Below are 15955 nucleotides of genomic sequence, written 5' to 3'. Positions count from 1 at the left end.
GCCTACAGCACGCCCACGGGATAGGAGCCGAGCACCTTCACTTCGGATGCGCGCAGGCGCACCTCTTCGAGCACGGCGGCGACCCTGGGCTCGTCCACATGACCCTTGAAGTCGATGAAGAAGACGTAGTTCCACACCCCGGTACGCGAGGGCCGCGTCTCCAGGCGGGTCAGGTCGATGCTGTGCCGGTGGAACGGCTCGAGCAGGTCATGCAGTGCACCCGGCTGGTTGCGCATGGCCACCACGATGGAGGTCTTGTCCTCGCCGGACATGGGCACGTGCTGGGTACCGATGATGAGGAAGCGCGTGGAGTTGTCGGGACGATCCTCGATCTTCTCGGCGATCTTCTCCAGGCCGTAGAGCTTGGCGGCCATGTCGCCGGCAATGGCGGCGCTGTGCCACTCGCCCTTGATCATCTTGGCCGCTTCGGCGTTGGACGACACCGGCACCCTTTCGGCACGGGGATAGTGGGCGTCGAGCCACTTGCGGCACTGGGCCAGCGACTGCGGGTGCGAGTAGATCCGCGAGACCTTGTCGCGCAGGGTGGTATCGGCCACCAGCAGGTGGTGGTGGATGCGCAGCACCACCTCGCCGCAGATGCGGATCGAGGAGTCCATGAACGAATCCAGGGTGTGGCTGACCACGCCTTCGGTGGAGTTCTCCACCGGCACCACGCCGTAGTTGACCGCGCCCGCCTCCACTTCGCGGAAGACTTCGTCGATGGCGGCCATGGGCATGCTCACCGCACTCTCGCCAAAGTGCTTGAGCGCGGCTTGCTGGGTGAAGGTGCCCTCCGGGCCCAGGTAGGCCACCTTGGTGGGCTGCTCCAGCGCCAGGCAGGCGGACATGATCTCGCGGAACAGCCGCGCCATCTCCTCGCTGTTGAGCGGCCCCTGGTTGAGTTCCATGATGCGACGCAGTACCTGGGCCTCGCGCTCGGGGCGATAGAAGACGGCGCTGGGGTCGCTCTGGGTCTTGACGTCAGCGACCTGCTTGGCACAGTCGGCCCGCGCACTGATCAGGCGCAGGATCTCGTTGTCGATGCTGTCGATACGCTCGCGCAGCGAGTCGAGGTTCTTCGGGGTGTCGGTCATGGTTATCCCCTGCGTTGCTCGAAGTCGGCCATGAAGTCGATCAGCGCATCGACGGCCGCCTCGGGTACGGCGTTGTAGAGGCTCGCGCGCATGCCACCAACGCTGCGATGCCCCTTGAGATTGAGCAGGCCGGCTTCCTCGGCCTCGGCCAGGAACGGCTTGTCGAGGCGGTCGTCGGCGAGCACGAAGGGCACGTTCATGCGCGAGCGGTTGTTCACGGCAATGGGATTCGAGTAGAGGCCGCTCGAGTCGATGGCGGCATAGAGCTTGGCCGCCTTGCGCGCATTGATGACGGCCATGGCCTCGAGGCCGCCGATGTCATGCTTGAGCCACTGGAACACCAGCCCTGCCAGATACCAGGCGTAGGTGGGCGGCGTATTGACCATGGATCCCGCTTCGGCCATGGCCCGGTAGTCGAACAGGCTGGGCGTGCGCTCGCAGCGCTGGCCGAGCAGGTCGTCGCGTACCAGGACCAGGGTCAGGCCCGCCGGGCCGATATTCTTCTGCGCCCCGGCGTAGATCACCCCGAAGCGAGACACGTCGAGCGGCTCGGCCAGGATACTGGAGGAGTAGTCGCACACCAGCGGCACGTTGACGTCGGGTACGTAGTCGAACTCCAGCCCGCCGATGGTCTCGTTGGCCGTGTAGTGCAGGTAGGCGGCATCCGCCGAGAGCGAGATATCACCCTGGCTGGGCACTTGGCTATGCCCGCTTGGCTCGCTGGTGCCGGCCGTATGCACGCCGAAGCCCAGTTGCTCGGCTTCGGCGCGGGCCTTCTTGCCCCAGATACCGGTATAGAGGAAGTTGGCGCTGCCTCCCCTGCCCAGCAGGTTCATTGGCACCATGGAGAATTGCAGGCTGGCGCCGCCCTGCAGGAACAGCACCCGGTAGTTGTCGGGGACGGCGAGCAGCTCGCGCAGATCGGCCTCGGCCTGTTCGGCGATGGCGACGAACTCCGGCGAGCGGTGGCTCATCTCCATGACCGAGAGACCGCGCCCCTGGTAGTCGAGCATTTCATCCCGCGCCCGCTCCAGTACCGGCGTGGGCAGCGCCGCGGGACCGGCGCAGAAATTATGGTGGCGTGTCATCAGCGTGGGGTTCCGTTCAACTCATATCGTGGCCAGGCGAGATGAGCGCCGGGGACAAGCCGTAGCGAGGGTTTTTTGCCATGGATGGCAAAAATAGCGCCCAGGGATGGGTTCACAGCGCCCTCGCGAGGCTTGTCGCCGGAACAGCTCATCGCTTTCCGGGCTTGAAACGCGCTTACTCGTCGTTCTGGCTTTCGTCTACGCCGTTCTGGTCCGCATCTGGCCCTTCCTGCAGCTCACTCTCCGGCCCATTGTCGGCGCCATCTTCCGCGTCGATATCCAGACCGTTCTCGGGCTCGTCGATGCGCACGGTCTTGACCAGCTTCTCGTCGTTGCCCAGGCGGATCAGCATCACGCCCTGGGTGTTGCGCGAGGTGATCGAGACCTCGTCGACGCGGGTCCGCACCAGGGTGCCCCGGTCGGTGATCAGCATCATCTCGTCGGCGGAGTAGACCTGCATGGCGGCAACCAGAGAGCCGTTGCGCTCGCTGGTCTGCATGGCGATCACGCCCTGGCCGCCGCGACCGCGCAGCGGGAACTCCTCGAGCCGTGAGCGCTTGCCGTAGCCGTTCTCGGAGGCGGTAAGAATGTAGATCTGCCCGCCGTTGCCATTCTCGATTGCTGCGCCCTCCTCGCCCTCGTTCTCGCTGTCGGCGTCGGCATCGATCTGCTGGCTCTGCGGGATGATCAGACTGATCACCTCGGCGCCGCCCAGCAGCTTCATGCCGCGCACGCCGCGGGCGGTACGACCCATGGCGCGGACGTTGGTCTCCTCGAAGCGGATCGCCTTACCGTTGGACGACAGCAGCATGACGTGGTCGTTGCCGGAGGTGATGGCGGCCCCCACCAGGCGATCGTCCTCTTCTATATCGATGGCGATCAGGCCGACGCTGCGCGGGCGCGAGAACTGGTCGAGACTGGTGCGCTTGACCGTGCCCTTGGCGGTGGCGAAGAAGATGTAGCAGTCGGGGCTGTAGTCCTTCACCGGCATGATGGCGTTGATCGACTCGCCCTCGTCCAGCGGCAGCAGGTTGACCAGCGGCTTGCCCCGCGAGCCGCGGCTGGCCGCCGGCATCTCGTAGACCTTGAGCCAGTAGACCTTGCCCTTGTTGGAGAACAGCAGCACGGTGTCGTGGGTGGAAGCCACCAGCAGGTGCTCGATGACGTCCTCGTCCTTCATGGTGGTGGCCGACTTGCCGCGGCCGCCGCGGCGCTGGGCCTGGTAGTCGGAAAGCGGCTGGGTCTTGGCATAGCCGGTACGCGACACCGTGACCACCATGTCCTCCTCGGCGATCAGATCCTCGATGGAGAGGTCGAGGTGGCTGGCCTGGATCTCGGTGCGGCGGGCATCGCCGAACTGATCGCGCACGGCGATGAGCTCTTCACGAATGACCTCGAGCAGGCGCTCGCTGGAAGCGAGGATGGCCATCAGCTCGGCGATCTTCTCGAGAATGCCAAGGTACTCGTCGAGCAGCTTTTCTGTCTCGAGACCGGTCAGGCGGTGCAAGCGCAGCTCGAGGATGGCCTGGGCCTGGGCCGGCGAGAGGCGGTAATCGGTGCCGGTGGTGTTGAGGCCGAAGCCCTCTTCGAGCTCCTCGGGCTTGCACGAGGTGGCGCCGGCCCGCTCGAGCATGGCGGTGACCTGCCCGGGCTGCCACACCTTGTCGAGCAGCTTCTCCTTGGCCTCGGCGGCGCTTGGCGAGGCCTTGATCAGCTCGATCACCTCGTCGATGTTGGAGATGGCGACCGCCAGGCCTTCGAGGATATGGCCGCGCTCGCGGGCCTTCTTCAGCTCGTACAGGGTACGCCGGGTGACGACTTCGCGGCGGTGGCGAATGAAGGCTTCGAGCACCTCCTTGAGGTTGAGGATCTTCGGCTGGCCATCTTCGATGGCGACCATGTTGATGCCGAAAACGTTCTGCAGCTGGGTCTGGGCGAAGAGGTTGTTGACCACCACCTCGCCGGACTCGCCGCGCTTGACCTCGATCACCACGCGCAGGCCGTCCTTGTCGGACTCGTCGCGCAGCTCGGCGATGCCTTCGATCTTCTTGTCCTTGACCAGCTCGGCGATCTTCTCGATCAGCCGCGCCTTGTTAACCTGGTACGGCAGCTCGGTGACGATGATGTGGTCACGACCGCTCTTCTCATGGTGCTCGATGGTGTGGCGGGCACGCACGTAGATGCGGCCGCGGCCGGTACGGTAGGCCTCGAGGATCCCGGCGCGGCCGTTGATGATGCCGGCGGTGGGAAAATCGGGGCCGGAGATGTACTCCATCAGGTCGTCGACGGTAAGGGTGTAGTCGTCGATCAGCGCCAGGCAGCCGTCGATCACCTCGACCATGTTGTGCGGCGGGATGTTGGTGGCCATGCCCACGGCGATACCCGAAGAGCCGTTGATCAGCAGGTTGGGTACCTTGGTCGGCAGCACCTCGGGGATCCGCTCGGTGCCGTCGTAGTTGTCGACCCAGTCGACGGTGTCCTTCTCGAGGTCGGCCAGCAGCTCATGGGCGAGCCGGGCCATGCGCACCTCGGTGTAACGCATGGCCGCGGCGCTGTCGCCGTCGATGGAGCCGAAGTTGCCCTGGCCGTCGACCAGCACATGACGCATGGAGAAGTCCTGGGCCATGCGCACGATGGTGTCGTAGACGGCGCTATCACCATGGGGGTGGTATTTACCGATGACATCGCCCACCACGCGGGCCGACTTCTTGTAAGGCTTGTTCCAGTCGTTGCTGAGCTCGTGCATGGCGAACAGCACGCGCCGGTGCACCGGCTTGAGGCCGTCGCGCACGTCCGGCAGCGCACGGCCGATGATCACGCTCATCGCGTAGTCGAGGTACGACTGCTTCAGCTCGTCCTCGATGTTGACTGGCAGAATCTCTCTGGCGATGTCACCCATGGGTCGTCGAATCCTTTGCGCTACAGCGGTTTGGCACCAAGAAACACTCCACGAATGCCTGCACGAGCAATTCGCGGCGTTTCCCCAATAAGGAGGCGCCATTACAGCCTGCCATCATACCACTGCGGACGACACAAAGGCAGCTTGCGGCACAGGGCAAAGGGAGCCTGGACACGGCCAGGCAAATCATGTTCGGCCTTATTGCGCTTTCGGCAAGACCAGCGGCTCCAGCGCCTGGCGAATCTCGCCCTCGATGGTCATGGACTGCTTGGCGCGCACGTCGAGCAGAACGAAGGTGAGGTCGGCATCGACGACCGGCTTGTCGTCGCGGATGCGGCGAATCTCCTGGTACATGCGTGCGCTGCGATCACCGAGCTCGGCGATCCGGGTCAGCACCTCCAGGTCATCGCCGGCCACCGCAGCGAGGCGGTAGTTGATGTTGAGATTCACCGCCACGAAGGCCGGGCTGCCGGAAGCGAAGTGACGTGCCAGTTCAGGACGGTCGTCGAAATAGGCCCAGCGCCCCTCCTCGAGGAACTCCAGGTAGCGGGCGTTGTTGACGTGACCGTAGCCATCCAGATGGTAGCCACGGACACGCAGGGTGACCCGGGAAATTCGGTGGTCCATGGTGAGGTTCTCCTTCAATATATGTGCCGCAGTAGGTACCCGCTCGATTCTAGGCCTGCCAGCGCGCCAACTTCAAACGATAGTTTGAATCTACTTGTTGCCTGCACCTCAGTTGCCACTGGAACCGGGGTGTCCCGTTCGCCATAATATGCGTCCTTTTGCTCAGGGAAATTGCGCCATGTGGTTCAAGCACTTGCACCTTTACCGCCTGCACGAGGCAGCGACGATTCCCGCCGCCGATCTCGAGGAGGCCCTGGCCGGCCAGGCGGCTCGTCCGCCCGGCAGCCAGGAGGCCAGGCGCGTGGGGTGGTGTCCGCCCGCCGGGCGTGCCGGCACGGCGCTGCTGCATGAACTGCAAGGGCAGCGGCTGCTGACTATGCTGCGCCATGAGCGACTGCTTCCTGCCGGCGTGGTGCGCGAGGAGGTGGAGGAGCGCGGCGCAGAGATCGAGGCCCGCGAGGGACGCAAGCTGCGGCGCCAGGAGAAGCAGGAGATCAAGGAGCAGGTCTACGAGGAGCTGCTGCCGCGTGCCTTCGTGAGAAGCCAGAAGGTCGACCTGTGGTGGGACACCCGGCGCCACCTGATCGCGGTGAACACCAGTTCGCGCAAGCGTGCCGAAGAGGTGCTCGACCTGCTGCGCGAGACGCTGGGCAGCCTCAAGGTCACGCCGCTGACTTCCCAGACCCTGCCGATGCGTGCCATGACGCAGTGGCTGGCCGATGAGAGTTCGCGCCCCGCTGCCCTGCAGCTGGGCGATCAGGTGGAGCTCAAGGCCAAGGGCGACGATGGCGTTTTGCGTGCGCGGCAGGTGGACCTGGACAGCGATGAGATCCAGCAGCTGCTGGCGGCGGGCAAGCAGGCCAGCCGCCTCGGCATCGAGGTCGAGGGCCGTCTGGGCTACGTGTTGCACGACGACCTGACGCTCAAGTCGCTGCGGTTCAGTGACGCACTGATCGACGAAGCGGGCGAGATCGAGGACGATGGCGATGCCGTGGTGCGACTCGAAGCCGACTTCATGCTGATGACCGGAGCACTGGCCGAGGAGGTTGAGCGCCTGATCGACTGGCTGGGCGGTGAGGCCAATGGCGCTCTGCAGGCAAGTGCATGACCGAAACCGGCAACCAAGTAGAATCAATGACCGAAAACGACGCAGGTGCAACGCCCACCGATCCATGGGCGGATATCCGCCCCTATCGTGATGAAGAAGTGGCGGCGGTGCTGGCGAACCTGGCCGGCAACCGCGAGCTGCTCGATGCCTTGACCCGCTACCGGCTGCCCAGGCTGAGCCATGCGCTGCCCTGGCTGGCTCGTACCCTGGCGGCCTATGCCATTCGCCGCGAGACCCGCGGCGTAGCCAGCGTGCATGACTTCCAGATGCGCGTGGCCTATTACATGGAGCGCATGATTCGCACCTCGACCGACGACTTTCGGGTCGAGGGGCTAGAGAACCTGAGCCCGGACACCGCCTACCTGTTCATCGGCAACCACCGGGACATCTCGCTGGATCCGGCCTTCGTCAATTTCGCCCTGCACCAGGCGGGGCGCGATACCGTGCGCATCGCCATCGGCGACAATCTGCTCAAGAAGCCCTACGTGACCGACCTGATGCGGCTCAACAAGAGCTTCATCGTGCCGCGGGCGCTGCGCGGCAAACGCGCCATGCTGGCGGCCTACCAGAACCTCTCAGGCTATATTCGCCACTCCATCGTCGAGGACAACCATTCGATCTGGATGGCCCAGCGTGAGGGCCGGGCCAAGGACGGTATCGACCGTACCGATCCGGCCATCATCAAGATGCTGACCATGGCTCGGCGCATGGAAGAACGCAACGCGCCGATCGGCGACGCCATTGCCGAGCTGCGCATGGTGCCGGTCTCGATCAGCTACGAGTACGATCCCTGCGACCTGCAGAAAGCGCGTGAACTGCACGCCCTGCACAGCCAGGGTGGCTACGAGAAGAGTGAGTTCGAGGATATCCAGTCCATCGTGGCAGGCATCACCGGCCACAAGGGGCGCGTGGAGCTGCGTTTCGGCAAGCCCCTGGGCCCCGGCTTCGATACACCGGAGGCGGTGGCGGCGGAAATCGACCGCCAGGTGGTCAGCGGCTATCACCTGTTTCCCAGCCATTACCTGGCGCTGGAAGCCCTGGGCGGCGCTCCGGAGCTGCTGGACATGAGCGAGGTCAGCGATGTCGACCGGGCCCATTTCCAGGCACGCATGAAAGACGTGCCCGCCGAGCTGCGCGCCTGGTGGCTGGCACAGTACGCCAATCCCGTGCGCAGCAAGGCGGCCCTGCTCGCCGGCAGCGACATGACCTAGACATGAGCGCCCACGGCCATCCACCGGCAGATCCCGGCAGCCAGACCCGCGAGGCCCACCGTGTCACGCTGATCGGCGCCGTGGTCGACCTGACGGTCGGGCTGCTCAAGCTCATCACCGGTTTGCTGGTAGGTTCTGCCGCCCTGATTGCCGATGGCATTCACTCGTTCTCTGACCTGGTGACCGATGGCTTCGTGCTGGCGGCGACCCACTACGGCCGCCAGGAGCCGGACAGCAACCACCCCTACGGACACGGCCGTATCGAGACGCTGGCGACCCTGGTGCTGGGCAGCGTATTGATCTTCGTGGCCGGCGGCATCGCCTGGGCCAGCCTGATGCGCCTGATCGGCGGCGAGCCGTTCGAGGCGCCCGGCCTGTGGGCCATTGGCGTGGCCGTGGTGGCGCTGGCGGCAAAGGAGTGGATCTTCCGCTATACGCTTCGCGTGGCGCTGCGAGTGAACTCGAAGCTGCTGGAAGCCAATGCCTGGCACTCACGCTCCGATGCGCTGTCCACGGTAGCGGTACTGATCGGCCTGTTGGCGGCTCAGTTCGGCGCCGGCTGGGTCGATGCCGTGGCAGCGATACTGGTCGGCATCATGGTCGGCCAGGTGGGCTGGCGGCTGCTGTGGGAATCCAGCCAGGAGTTGATCGACACCGCCCTGCCGGAAGCCGAGCGTGAGCAGATGCAGGGTATTGCCGAGGACGTGCCCGGTGTTCATGGCGTGCATGATCTGCGCACGCGCTCGCTGGGCAGCCAGGTCGTACTCGACCTGCACATCGTGGTCGCCCCCCGGCTTACCGTCTCCGAGGCGCACGAGATCGGCAATACGGTCAGCCGCCAGCTGCGCAACGCCTTTCCCAACCTGGCCGACGTGACCTTTCATATCGACCCCGAAGACGACGCAGGCGAAACCGAGCACAGCCTGCGCCCCGGCCTCCCCCTGCGCCGCGATGTGGAAGGCATGCTCGATGACGCCTGGCGCGAGTATCGCGTCTGGCGGGAGCGAGTCGCCCTAGACCTGCACTACCTCGACGCACAGGTCGACATCTCGATCTACGTTCGCCAACTGCCGCCCGGCCAGAGCCTGGAAGAGGCTGCCAGTGAACTGCGCGAGGCCTCGCGGGAGCTTGGCTGGGTGGGCAGGCTGAGAGTGTGGCAGGGGCCGGGCAAGGGGTAGCCGGCAAAGAGATGAAGAGGTAACGGCAGCATGCCTGACCCGCCATTACCCGCTTGGCTTAAGCCAGATCAAGCTTGATGCACGTTGAATCTCATCGCTATCGTGCTGATGCGCCTCCTCCTCTATACTGACTCGACTCCTTACATTTCTTGACACTCTTGTGTTGACGCTCTTATCGACACTCTAGCGGCGCACCGAATGACGCATCGCCCTGCCCCACATGGCTTCAAGCCCGAACGCCGCCGATTCATGATCGGCCTGGGCGGGCTATTGCTGGCTGCCGGGCTGGGCCTTTCGCCTATCTCGCTGGAGGCGCGAATCGACCGCGCCCAGCTGCGCGCGAGTATGCAGCGTCTCTATGGCAGTTCGGGCATGGCCATTCTCGAAGAGTGGTTTGCGCTGCTCGACCGGCTGCGAAGCGCCGATCTCGATGCCCAGCTGCGCGAGGTCAACGACTTCTTCAACCGCCGGATACGCTGGGTCGACGATATCGACAACTGGGGCGCCGAAGATTTCTGGGCCACCCCGCTCGAGACCATGGGCCAGCGCCAGGGGGACTGCGAAGACTACTCGATTGCCAAGTACATCACCCTCAAGGAGCTCGGCGTGCCCGGCTCCCGCCTGAGGCTGATCTACGTTCGCGCCCGCATCGGCCGTAGCCAGATCGTGCAGGCACACATGGTATTGGGTTACTACGAGACACCGAGCGCGGTGCCGCTGGTTCTCGACAATTTGGTGCCTTCCATTACGCCCGCCGACCAGCGCACGGACCTGGACCCCGTGTTCAGCTTCAACAGCGACGGCCTGTGGGCAGGCGGTTCGACCCAGTCACGGGCCGATCCGGTGGCACGGCTGTCGCGCTGGCGTAGCGTGATCGAGCGCATGCAGCAGCAAGGATTCATCTCATGAAAATGCAGCACAACAACAGACGAATGACGCAACGGAACGTATCAGGGCGTTAAGCGCCGGGGGAACGCAGACATGTCATTGATCAAGCAGCTCTGGCTGACCATCGCAACCCTGCTGGTGCTGGCTTTTGTGGGCAGCCTGCTCATCGGGGTGTCGAGCAGCCGTCATTACATCGAGCAGGAGATCCGGATCAAGAACAGCGACAACGCCAATGCGCTGGCGCTGTCGATGAGCCAGATGGAGAAGGATCCGGTGATCCTCGAGCTGCTGCTGGCGGCTCAGTTCGACACCGGCCATTACCAGCGCATCGAACTGCGCGATCCCGAGGGCAATGTCATCGAGCAACGTACGGCCTCCGAGCATATCGACGACGTGCCGGGATGGTTCGTCGAGCTGATACGCTTCGATGTCGCTCCGGGCCGTGCAGTGGTACAGGATGGCTGGCAGCAGTACGGCACCCTGGAGCTGGAGAGCCAGCACAGCTATGCCTACCGCTCTCTGTGGCGCAGCACCCTGGGACTGGCCGGCTGGTTCGCCGTTGCCGGGGTGATCAGCCTGGCCTTGGCAAGCTGGATCGTCAGCACGATACGCCGCCCGCTGCGCAATGTGGTCCATCAGGCCCAGGCCATCGGCCAGCGTCGCTTCATGGTGGCCAACGAGCCCCGCACGCGAGAGCTGCGCGAAGTCGTACAGGCCATGAACAAGCTCTCGGAAGCAGTTCGCCAGATGCTGGGCGAAGAGAGCGACAAGCTGGAGCAGCTACGTCGCCGGATGCAGCACGACCCGGTCACCGACACGCTCGCACGGGAGCCTTTCCTGGATCAGCTGCAGGCCCATCTGAAAAGCGAGAAGGACGATGCCAGCGGCACGCTGGCCATGGTTCGCGTCGCACGCCTGGCCGAGCTCAACCAGCAGTTGGGTCACGCAGCGACCGATGCCTTGCTGAGCCACCTGGCGCGCCGCATGGAGGGGCTGGCAAGAAGCTACGGCATGGGCACGGTGGGCCGGCTCAACGGCAGCGACTTCGGTATCATCCTGCCCCGTCATCACGAACTCGAAGCGTTTGGCCAGGCGCTGCGTCAACAGCTGGAAGCCCTGGGGGCCGACCATGATGACAGGGTGGCCCTGCCCTCGGCGCTTCGCTCCTATAGCCAGGGCGAAGGGCGTGGCGAACTGCTCGCCAGCCTGGACGGTGCGCTGGCAGCGGCGGAAACCCGCGGCGGACACAGCCAGGAGCTCGTCGACCTGCCGGCCAGCAGCGTACTCTACACTCGCCATGACGAGTGGCGCGAGGCCCTGATCGAAGCGCTCGACCAGGGCGTCTACCTGGCCCACTATCCGGTGCTCGATGCCAGCGGAACGCTGATACACCGTGAAGTGCCGTCACGCCTGCGCCTCAAGGGAGAGTGGCGCCCGGCCGGCATCTTCCTGCCCTGGATTTCCCGCCTGGCCATGGCGCCCACCCTCGACCTGGCCGTGGTCTCGGCAGCGCTCGAGGAAGTGGAAGCCAGCGGCAAGGCAGTGGCGGTCAACCTGTCGTCCGACTCGCTCAACGACGGCCATTTCGTTGGCGAGCTGCTTTCCCGCATACAGGCGCATCAGGAGATCGCGCCGCTGCTCTGGTTCGAGCTCCCCCAATCGGCCGCGATGCAGCAACCTCAGGCACTGAAGACCCTCTGCCACGCCCTGCTGGGCCTGGGCTGCCGCGTCGGCCTGGAGCACGTGGGTACCGGCTTCGGCAAGATAGCCGACCTTCAGGATCTCGGGCTGAGCTTCATGAAGATCGACGGCGCCCTGAGTCAGGGCATCGAAAGCCGCAGCGATCAGCAGAGCCTGCTGAGGGGCATGGCCACACTGGCCCACTCGCTGGGGATCATGGCCATTGCCGAGGGTGTGGAAAGCCAGACCGCCGCCAATACCCTGTTCGAGCTGGGGCTGGATGGCGTGACGGGCCCGGGGATACGCTACCGCGAAGGCAATGAGTAGGATAGCAAGGAGGCCGGCAAATGCCGGCCTCATCGATCCCGATTGCAGGGTTCGTCAGATGGTGTCGTCTTCCGAATCCGGCATGAGACCGACGCTATTGATGCGCTTACGCAGCGACTGGCGATCCAGCAGCTTCTGTTGAGCCGGCTCGGGCAGGTCGGTGAAGCTGATCACCCCCTTGTCCATCAGGACATTGATCACATCCTCGAGTACCCGCACGAACGCCAGGTCTGACTGCGTCAGCGCCTGGTTATCGTGGTCTTCCCCTTCGGCAACGAAGGCCTGAAGCTCGGGTGAGCAAGGCGGTACGAACTCGCGGCACTCTTCGGTCGCCTCCCGGCTGACCTGCTCGATCTGACCGGATTCGCTGCGCTTGATGAACATGGTGGGGTCCTCGCCTAGTGTCACCGAAGAATAACAAAACGCCCTGCCCAGTGTCTCCATACAGGCGTCAGACTGTCTTCTATCTGTTAGACGGAGAGCTCAAGTCGAAATATGTTCGCACCCCCGGAGAGGGCCTGGGATAATGGTAAGGCGATAACTGCCGATGTAGGTCAGGTCGAGGCCTTAGGTGGATGGCAGCAATGTAAATCGCCCTGAAAAATCAGCGACACAGCTATTGACAACCAAGTTCAAGAGCCAGGAATTTTCATCTTTCTGCTGCTTGCCGCGCCTTCTTTTCTTCATTCAATGCTCTAAGGTAGCCATCGAATTTTTCATGATGCGTCAATTTACGCACTTCTTTTCCAACCTGACTGGCCCAAGCTTGGCCTCCGACCAACAGAGCAGACTGCGTAATAAGGTCAACGTATGATGACCGAAGGATGAACGCAATATTGAGCTGAAGATCCCCTCCCTCACGCTCCAAATCGTTAGATATCAGCCAATTAGACATGGAGTTCATCATTATTGAATTGAGGTGATCAAAGTTTTTCCGATAAAACTCGTTTCTCGGCAGCCGAACCAACGCATCAAAAAAGCAATGATTTATAACATCATCTTCAAGCGACTTATCCTTGTCAATCAAGTCATCCCACACATGTGATATCTTCATCACCATAAGAAGAAAGTCGACGGCAGAAGCATTGCCTTTCACCCATTTTCTAAGCTGCTCTTCTTTAATATACATCGACGACTCCAAAGTAAAATGGGGCGCCTGGCAAGGCGCCCCGATACACCCATCAATTTTTATTGATCAATATTAATATACCCTTCATTCAGCATGTCTTCAAGGAGGCCTTCGTTATAAGCGACACCTTTCAGGACGATATGCTGATCTGCAAGGTCGGCGTCATAGCCATGCTCAAAGGCACCCGACGTGCTGATATGAATGATGGTTCCTCCCTGTCCATCATCCTCCATACGGAGATAAGAACTGATATCACTATCACTGTCACGCTCTTGCAGCAGATCCGACAAGTCAATAACGTCTCCGTCATTAGAGTCGAAGTCTACGACGGTGTCAGTGAAAGCATCACCAGCTTCACCCTGGTCACCCAGTTTCCATACAAAGGTATCCGCTCCGAGGCCTCCAAAGAGAGTATCGTTCCCCTCTCCTCCCCTGAGGATGTCATTTCCAGCACCACCGATCAAAATATCGTCACCAGCCCCGCCATAGAGGTCATTATTTCCTGGTGTTGCCGACTCCTGAGGTTGCGCCAGTTCCTCCCAATTCTCTCTAATGTACGTAATGACCTGTTCTTCAGTGGGCATGTTGCCGTTATTGCCCAGGTCTTCATTCCAGCGCAGGTACTCAATCAAGCCAAGGTAACCCATGCCATCATGATCACCAGCAGCAAAGTGCTCGCCCTCTCCGTTGGTCCAAGAGAGATGATCGGAATTAACGGTATCGCCAAACAGGATGTCGTTACCGTCTCCTCCGCGGAGCACATCGTCGCCAAGGTCAGAAAACTCATCACTCTCAGAGCCACCTTGGAGAGCAGCCTGCAGTTGCTCAGCTGTCTGAACTATATCAGGCGTTCCAACTGGGGCAGTGACCTGGCTGTCGCTGCCATACAGGCCACCATCATTGAAGGTCTCGGTTCCCTCACCGATAACATCGGTGTTATCAAAGAAACGCAGGTAGTTCTCAGAAACGTCATGCCCCATGCCGATACCATAGACCGAACTGATGTCACTCAGCTCAGCGAACGCCTGAATGGATGCATACAGGGTCGCATAGTCCGTAGAACTTCCCGGCCCCTGCAGATTGCCGTTCTGGTCATAGTAGTACGTCGGGTCACCATCCGTCAGGAAGTAGTTGACATTCTTGAAGTCACCTGAATCCGGCTGATCTGCCTGACTATTGAACCATGCAACAGACTGTTGGAAGGCTGCCATATAATTGGTCCCCCCTCCTGCCTGAAGAGCATCAATAGCATCCAGCAGATCCTGGATGTTATCGCTGTTGAGATTGTTTATCTCGACAGAAGAGCTAGCATGACTCGAGAATGGCACAAGCTGAAGATTCACAGTGCCATCGTGCTGCTCAAGCTGGCCAGCCAGATTAACGAGAGCCTGCTTTGTCAACTCCATCAATGTCAGGCCTGGCGTACCGGACGAAACATTCATGCTGCCAGAAACATCAACAATGATTGATACATTGTAATTTTGTCCCGGCTGAATGATCGTCTTGCCTCCACCGACGTCACCGATAAGAACGTCGTCACCGCCTCCCGATTCGAATGTATTATCGCTATTACCTCCAACATAAAGCTGGTCAGGCTCAGGTGCCTCGACACTCATGCTGCCGTCGGCAGTGTCGCCATCACCATCGATACCCTGCAGAGGCAGCTCAAGCTCAATATCGGTAGCCGTTCCCCCTTGAACGAAGCTAAAGTTGCCCAAGTTGAAATTGGATCCTTGTCCAGCCCCTTTTACCTCAAGCGCTTCGAAAGGTGTCTCACTGCTCACCTCGAAGACATAACCCGCTTTCATGCCGACTAAAGTTACGCTACCACCCGCTTCTACGATGCCAATTTCGGCGGTAATGTCAGCGCCATTACTGTCGAATACACGTATGTCACCCGCTGTGAGCGGAATAATCTCCCCGCCCTCCGGAGTCCCAACTATTCCTCCGTTATTCTCAATAGAGGTTGCAGTGACACCCGTGAATGCTGTCAGGGTCATGCTAGTAGAGGGATTACTACCGCCGCCGCCGCCAACTCGCGTGACTTCTTGAGCATACCGAGAAACACCAAGGTTGGCATCCCAAGCAGCAGCATTGTCCGCCCCATCGACATTCAGCCCGCTGACGAAGTCAAAGCGAACAACCTCATCTTTAGCGATAGACTGGCCCTGCCCAATCCCTATCTGTCGGCCAGTGCTATTGTTTACAGAACTCCCTGAAATGGTAGAGACAAGCACATCATTGTTATCTATCCCATCGTCGACATTAAAGCCATATACCGCCGTATTACTGCCACCTACACCATCCTCAGTCGTGGAGACCTGGAACTCGGTACCATTGAGGATAGTTCCAAACACTTCGATGTCGTAGGTATCGCTCTCGGAGTTCAAGGTGATTTTGAAACCGAGTTCTCCATCGGCAGTCTTGGCCAGCAGCACCGACTGATCGCCATCATCATAGCTATAGTAAAGGGGCTCACCATCCAGGAAGAGAGAGTTACCTTCACGATCTGTCGCAGGACTCCCTTCCTCAACGGTGAAAATGACGTTACCAACACCATCAGCCCCGGCAACTGCAGCGAAGTTGATATTACCGGAAAAGCCGTCTTCCAATTGAGCGGTATCGGGAGTGAAGTTGCTCGGCATATCATCGTCGACCTGCACGCCCACCGTGCCCGGGTCGGACGCGGTGCCGTCACTGTCGACGGCGATCACTTCGATGCCGCT

At 61.5% G+C, this 15955-nt stretch carries 12 protein-coding genes; 5 read left to right on the top strand and 7 right to left on the bottom strand.

Going from position 1 to position 15955, the window contains the following annotated elements; translation table 11 throughout:
- Positions 1–2: 2 nt before the first annotated feature.
- From pheA to H1D44_RS08530, 4 genes are all read right to left on the bottom strand, one after another.
- Positions 3–1094, bottom strand: a complete 1092-nt coding sequence (gene pheA / locus H1D44_RS08545; RefSeq protein WP_181514431.1) for a prephenate dehydratase — start codon at positions 1092–1094, stop codon at positions 3–5.
- 2 nt (positions 1095–1096) lie between these two features.
- A complete protein-coding gene (gene serC, locus H1D44_RS08540) occupies positions 1097–2182 on the bottom strand; it encodes a 3-phosphoserine/phosphohydroxythreonine transaminase (RefSeq protein ID WP_181514430.1) in 1086 nt (361 codons plus the stop codon).
- A 175-nt stretch (positions 2183–2357) separates the two neighbouring features.
- The gene (gene gyrA, locus H1D44_RS08535) at positions 2358–5081 is read right to left on the bottom strand and encodes a DNA gyrase subunit A (RefSeq protein ID WP_181514429.1); all 2724 of its coding nucleotides are present in this window, start codon (positions 5079–5081) and stop codon (positions 2358–2360) included.
- Positions 5082–5279: 198 nt separating this feature from the next.
- Positions 5280–5708, bottom strand: coding sequence for an acyl-CoA thioesterase (locus H1D44_RS08530; RefSeq protein WP_181514428.1), 429 nt, complete (start codon positions 5706–5708; stop codon positions 5280–5282).
- A gap of 178 nt (positions 5709–5886) precedes the next feature.
- Here H1D44_RS08530 and H1D44_RS08525 point away from each other — a divergent pair, with 178 nt between their 5' ends.
- The 5 genes from H1D44_RS08525 to H1D44_RS08505 all read left to right on the top strand — a co-directional run bounded on the left by H1D44_RS08525 (position 5887) and on the right by H1D44_RS08505 (position 12100).
- Positions 5887–6816, top strand: a complete 930-nt coding sequence (locus H1D44_RS08525) for a recombination-associated protein RdgC (protein WP_181514427.1) — start codon at positions 5887–5889, stop codon at positions 6814–6816.
- A 26-nt stretch (positions 6817–6842) separates the two neighbouring features.
- Complete coding sequence (locus H1D44_RS08520; RefSeq protein WP_181514426.1) at positions 6843–8027, top strand: 1-acyl-sn-glycerol-3-phosphate acyltransferase; 1185 nt, start codon at positions 6843–6845, stop codon at positions 8025–8027.
- 2 nt (positions 8028–8029) lie between these two features.
- Positions 8030–9205, top strand: coding sequence for a cation diffusion facilitator family transporter (locus tag H1D44_RS08515; RefSeq protein ID WP_181514425.1), 1176 nt, complete (start codon positions 8030–8032; stop codon positions 9203–9205).
- 198 nt (positions 9206–9403) lie between these two features.
- Positions 9404–10114 carry a transglutaminase-like cysteine peptidase gene (locus H1D44_RS08510; protein ID WP_181514424.1) on the top strand — a complete coding sequence of 237 codons (711 nt, stop codon included), beginning with the start codon at positions 9404–9406 and terminating at the stop codon, positions 10112–10114.
- A 72-nt stretch (positions 10115–10186) separates the two neighbouring features.
- A complete protein-coding gene (locus H1D44_RS08505) occupies positions 10187–12100 on the top strand; it encodes an EAL domain-containing protein (RefSeq protein ID WP_181514423.1) in 1914 nt (637 codons plus the stop codon).
- A 54-nt stretch (positions 12101–12154) separates the two neighbouring features.
- On the opposite strand, the gene H1D44_RS08500 is transcribed toward H1D44_RS08505, so the two are convergent.
- The 3 genes from H1D44_RS08500 to H1D44_RS21170 all read right to left on the bottom strand — a co-directional run.
- The gene (locus tag H1D44_RS08500) at positions 12155–12484 is read right to left on the bottom strand and encodes a tryptophan synthase subunit beta like protein (RefSeq protein WP_181514422.1); all 330 of its coding nucleotides are present in this window, start codon (positions 12482–12484) and stop codon (positions 12155–12157) included.
- 265 nt (positions 12485–12749) lie between these two features.
- Positions 12750–13229 (bottom strand): hypothetical protein, encoded by a 480-nt coding sequence (locus H1D44_RS08495; protein ID WP_181514421.1) that lies wholly within the window; start codon positions 13227–13229, stop codon positions 12750–12752.
- Positions 13230–13288: 59 nt separating this feature from the next.
- The coding region (locus tag H1D44_RS21170; protein WP_181514420.1) for a type I secretion C-terminal target domain-containing protein at positions 13289–15955 on the bottom strand (2667 nt) is incomplete at its 5' end.

It is taken from the genome of Billgrantia kenyensis, from assembly GCF_013697085.1.
Classification (GTDB): domain Bacteria; phylum Pseudomonadota; class Gammaproteobacteria; order Pseudomonadales; family Halomonadaceae; genus Halomonas; species Halomonas kenyensis.
This window is presented reverse-complemented; position numbering and strand designations above follow the sequence as displayed.

Excerpts from the sequence above, each read along its gene's own strand:
- H1D44_RS08515 (WP_181514425.1), top strand. The coding sequence starts at position 8,030 with ATGAGCGCCCACGGCCATCCACCGGCAGATCCCGGCAGCCAGACCCGC.
- gyrA (WP_181514429.1), bottom strand. The coding sequence starts at position 5,081 with ATGGGTGACATCGCCAGAGAGATTCTGCCAGTCAACATCGAGGACGAG.
- H1D44_RS08505 (WP_181514423.1), top strand. The coding sequence starts at position 10,187 with ATGTCATTGATCAAGCAGCTCTGGCTGACCATCGCAACCCTGCTGGTG.
- serC (WP_181514430.1), bottom strand. The coding sequence starts at position 2,182 with ATGACACGCCACCATAATTTCTGCGCCGGTCCCGCGGCGCTGCCCACG.
- H1D44_RS08525 (WP_181514427.1), top strand. The coding sequence starts at position 5,887 with ATGTGGTTCAAGCACTTGCACCTTTACCGCCTGCACGAGGCAGCGACG.
- H1D44_RS08530 (WP_181514428.1), bottom strand. The coding sequence starts at position 5,708 with ATGGACCACCGAATTTCCCGGGTCACCCTGCGTGTCCGTGGCTACCAT.
- H1D44_RS08500 (WP_181514422.1), bottom strand. The coding sequence starts at position 12,484 with ATGTTCATCAAGCGCAGCGAATCCGGTCAGATCGAGCAGGTCAGCCGG.
- H1D44_RS08510 (WP_181514424.1), top strand. The coding sequence starts at position 9,404 with ATGACGCATCGCCCTGCCCCACATGGCTTCAAGCCCGAACGCCGCCGA.
- H1D44_RS08495 (WP_181514421.1), bottom strand. The coding sequence starts at position 13,229 with ATGTATATTAAAGAAGAGCAGCTTAGAAAATGGGTGAAAGGCAATGCT.
- H1D44_RS08520 (WP_181514426.1), top strand. The coding sequence starts at position 6,843 with ATGACCGAAAACGACGCAGGTGCAACGCCCACCGATCCATGGGCGGAT.
- pheA (WP_181514431.1), bottom strand. The coding sequence starts at position 1,094 with ATGACCGACACCCCGAAGAACCTCGACTCGCTGCGCGAGCGTATCGAC.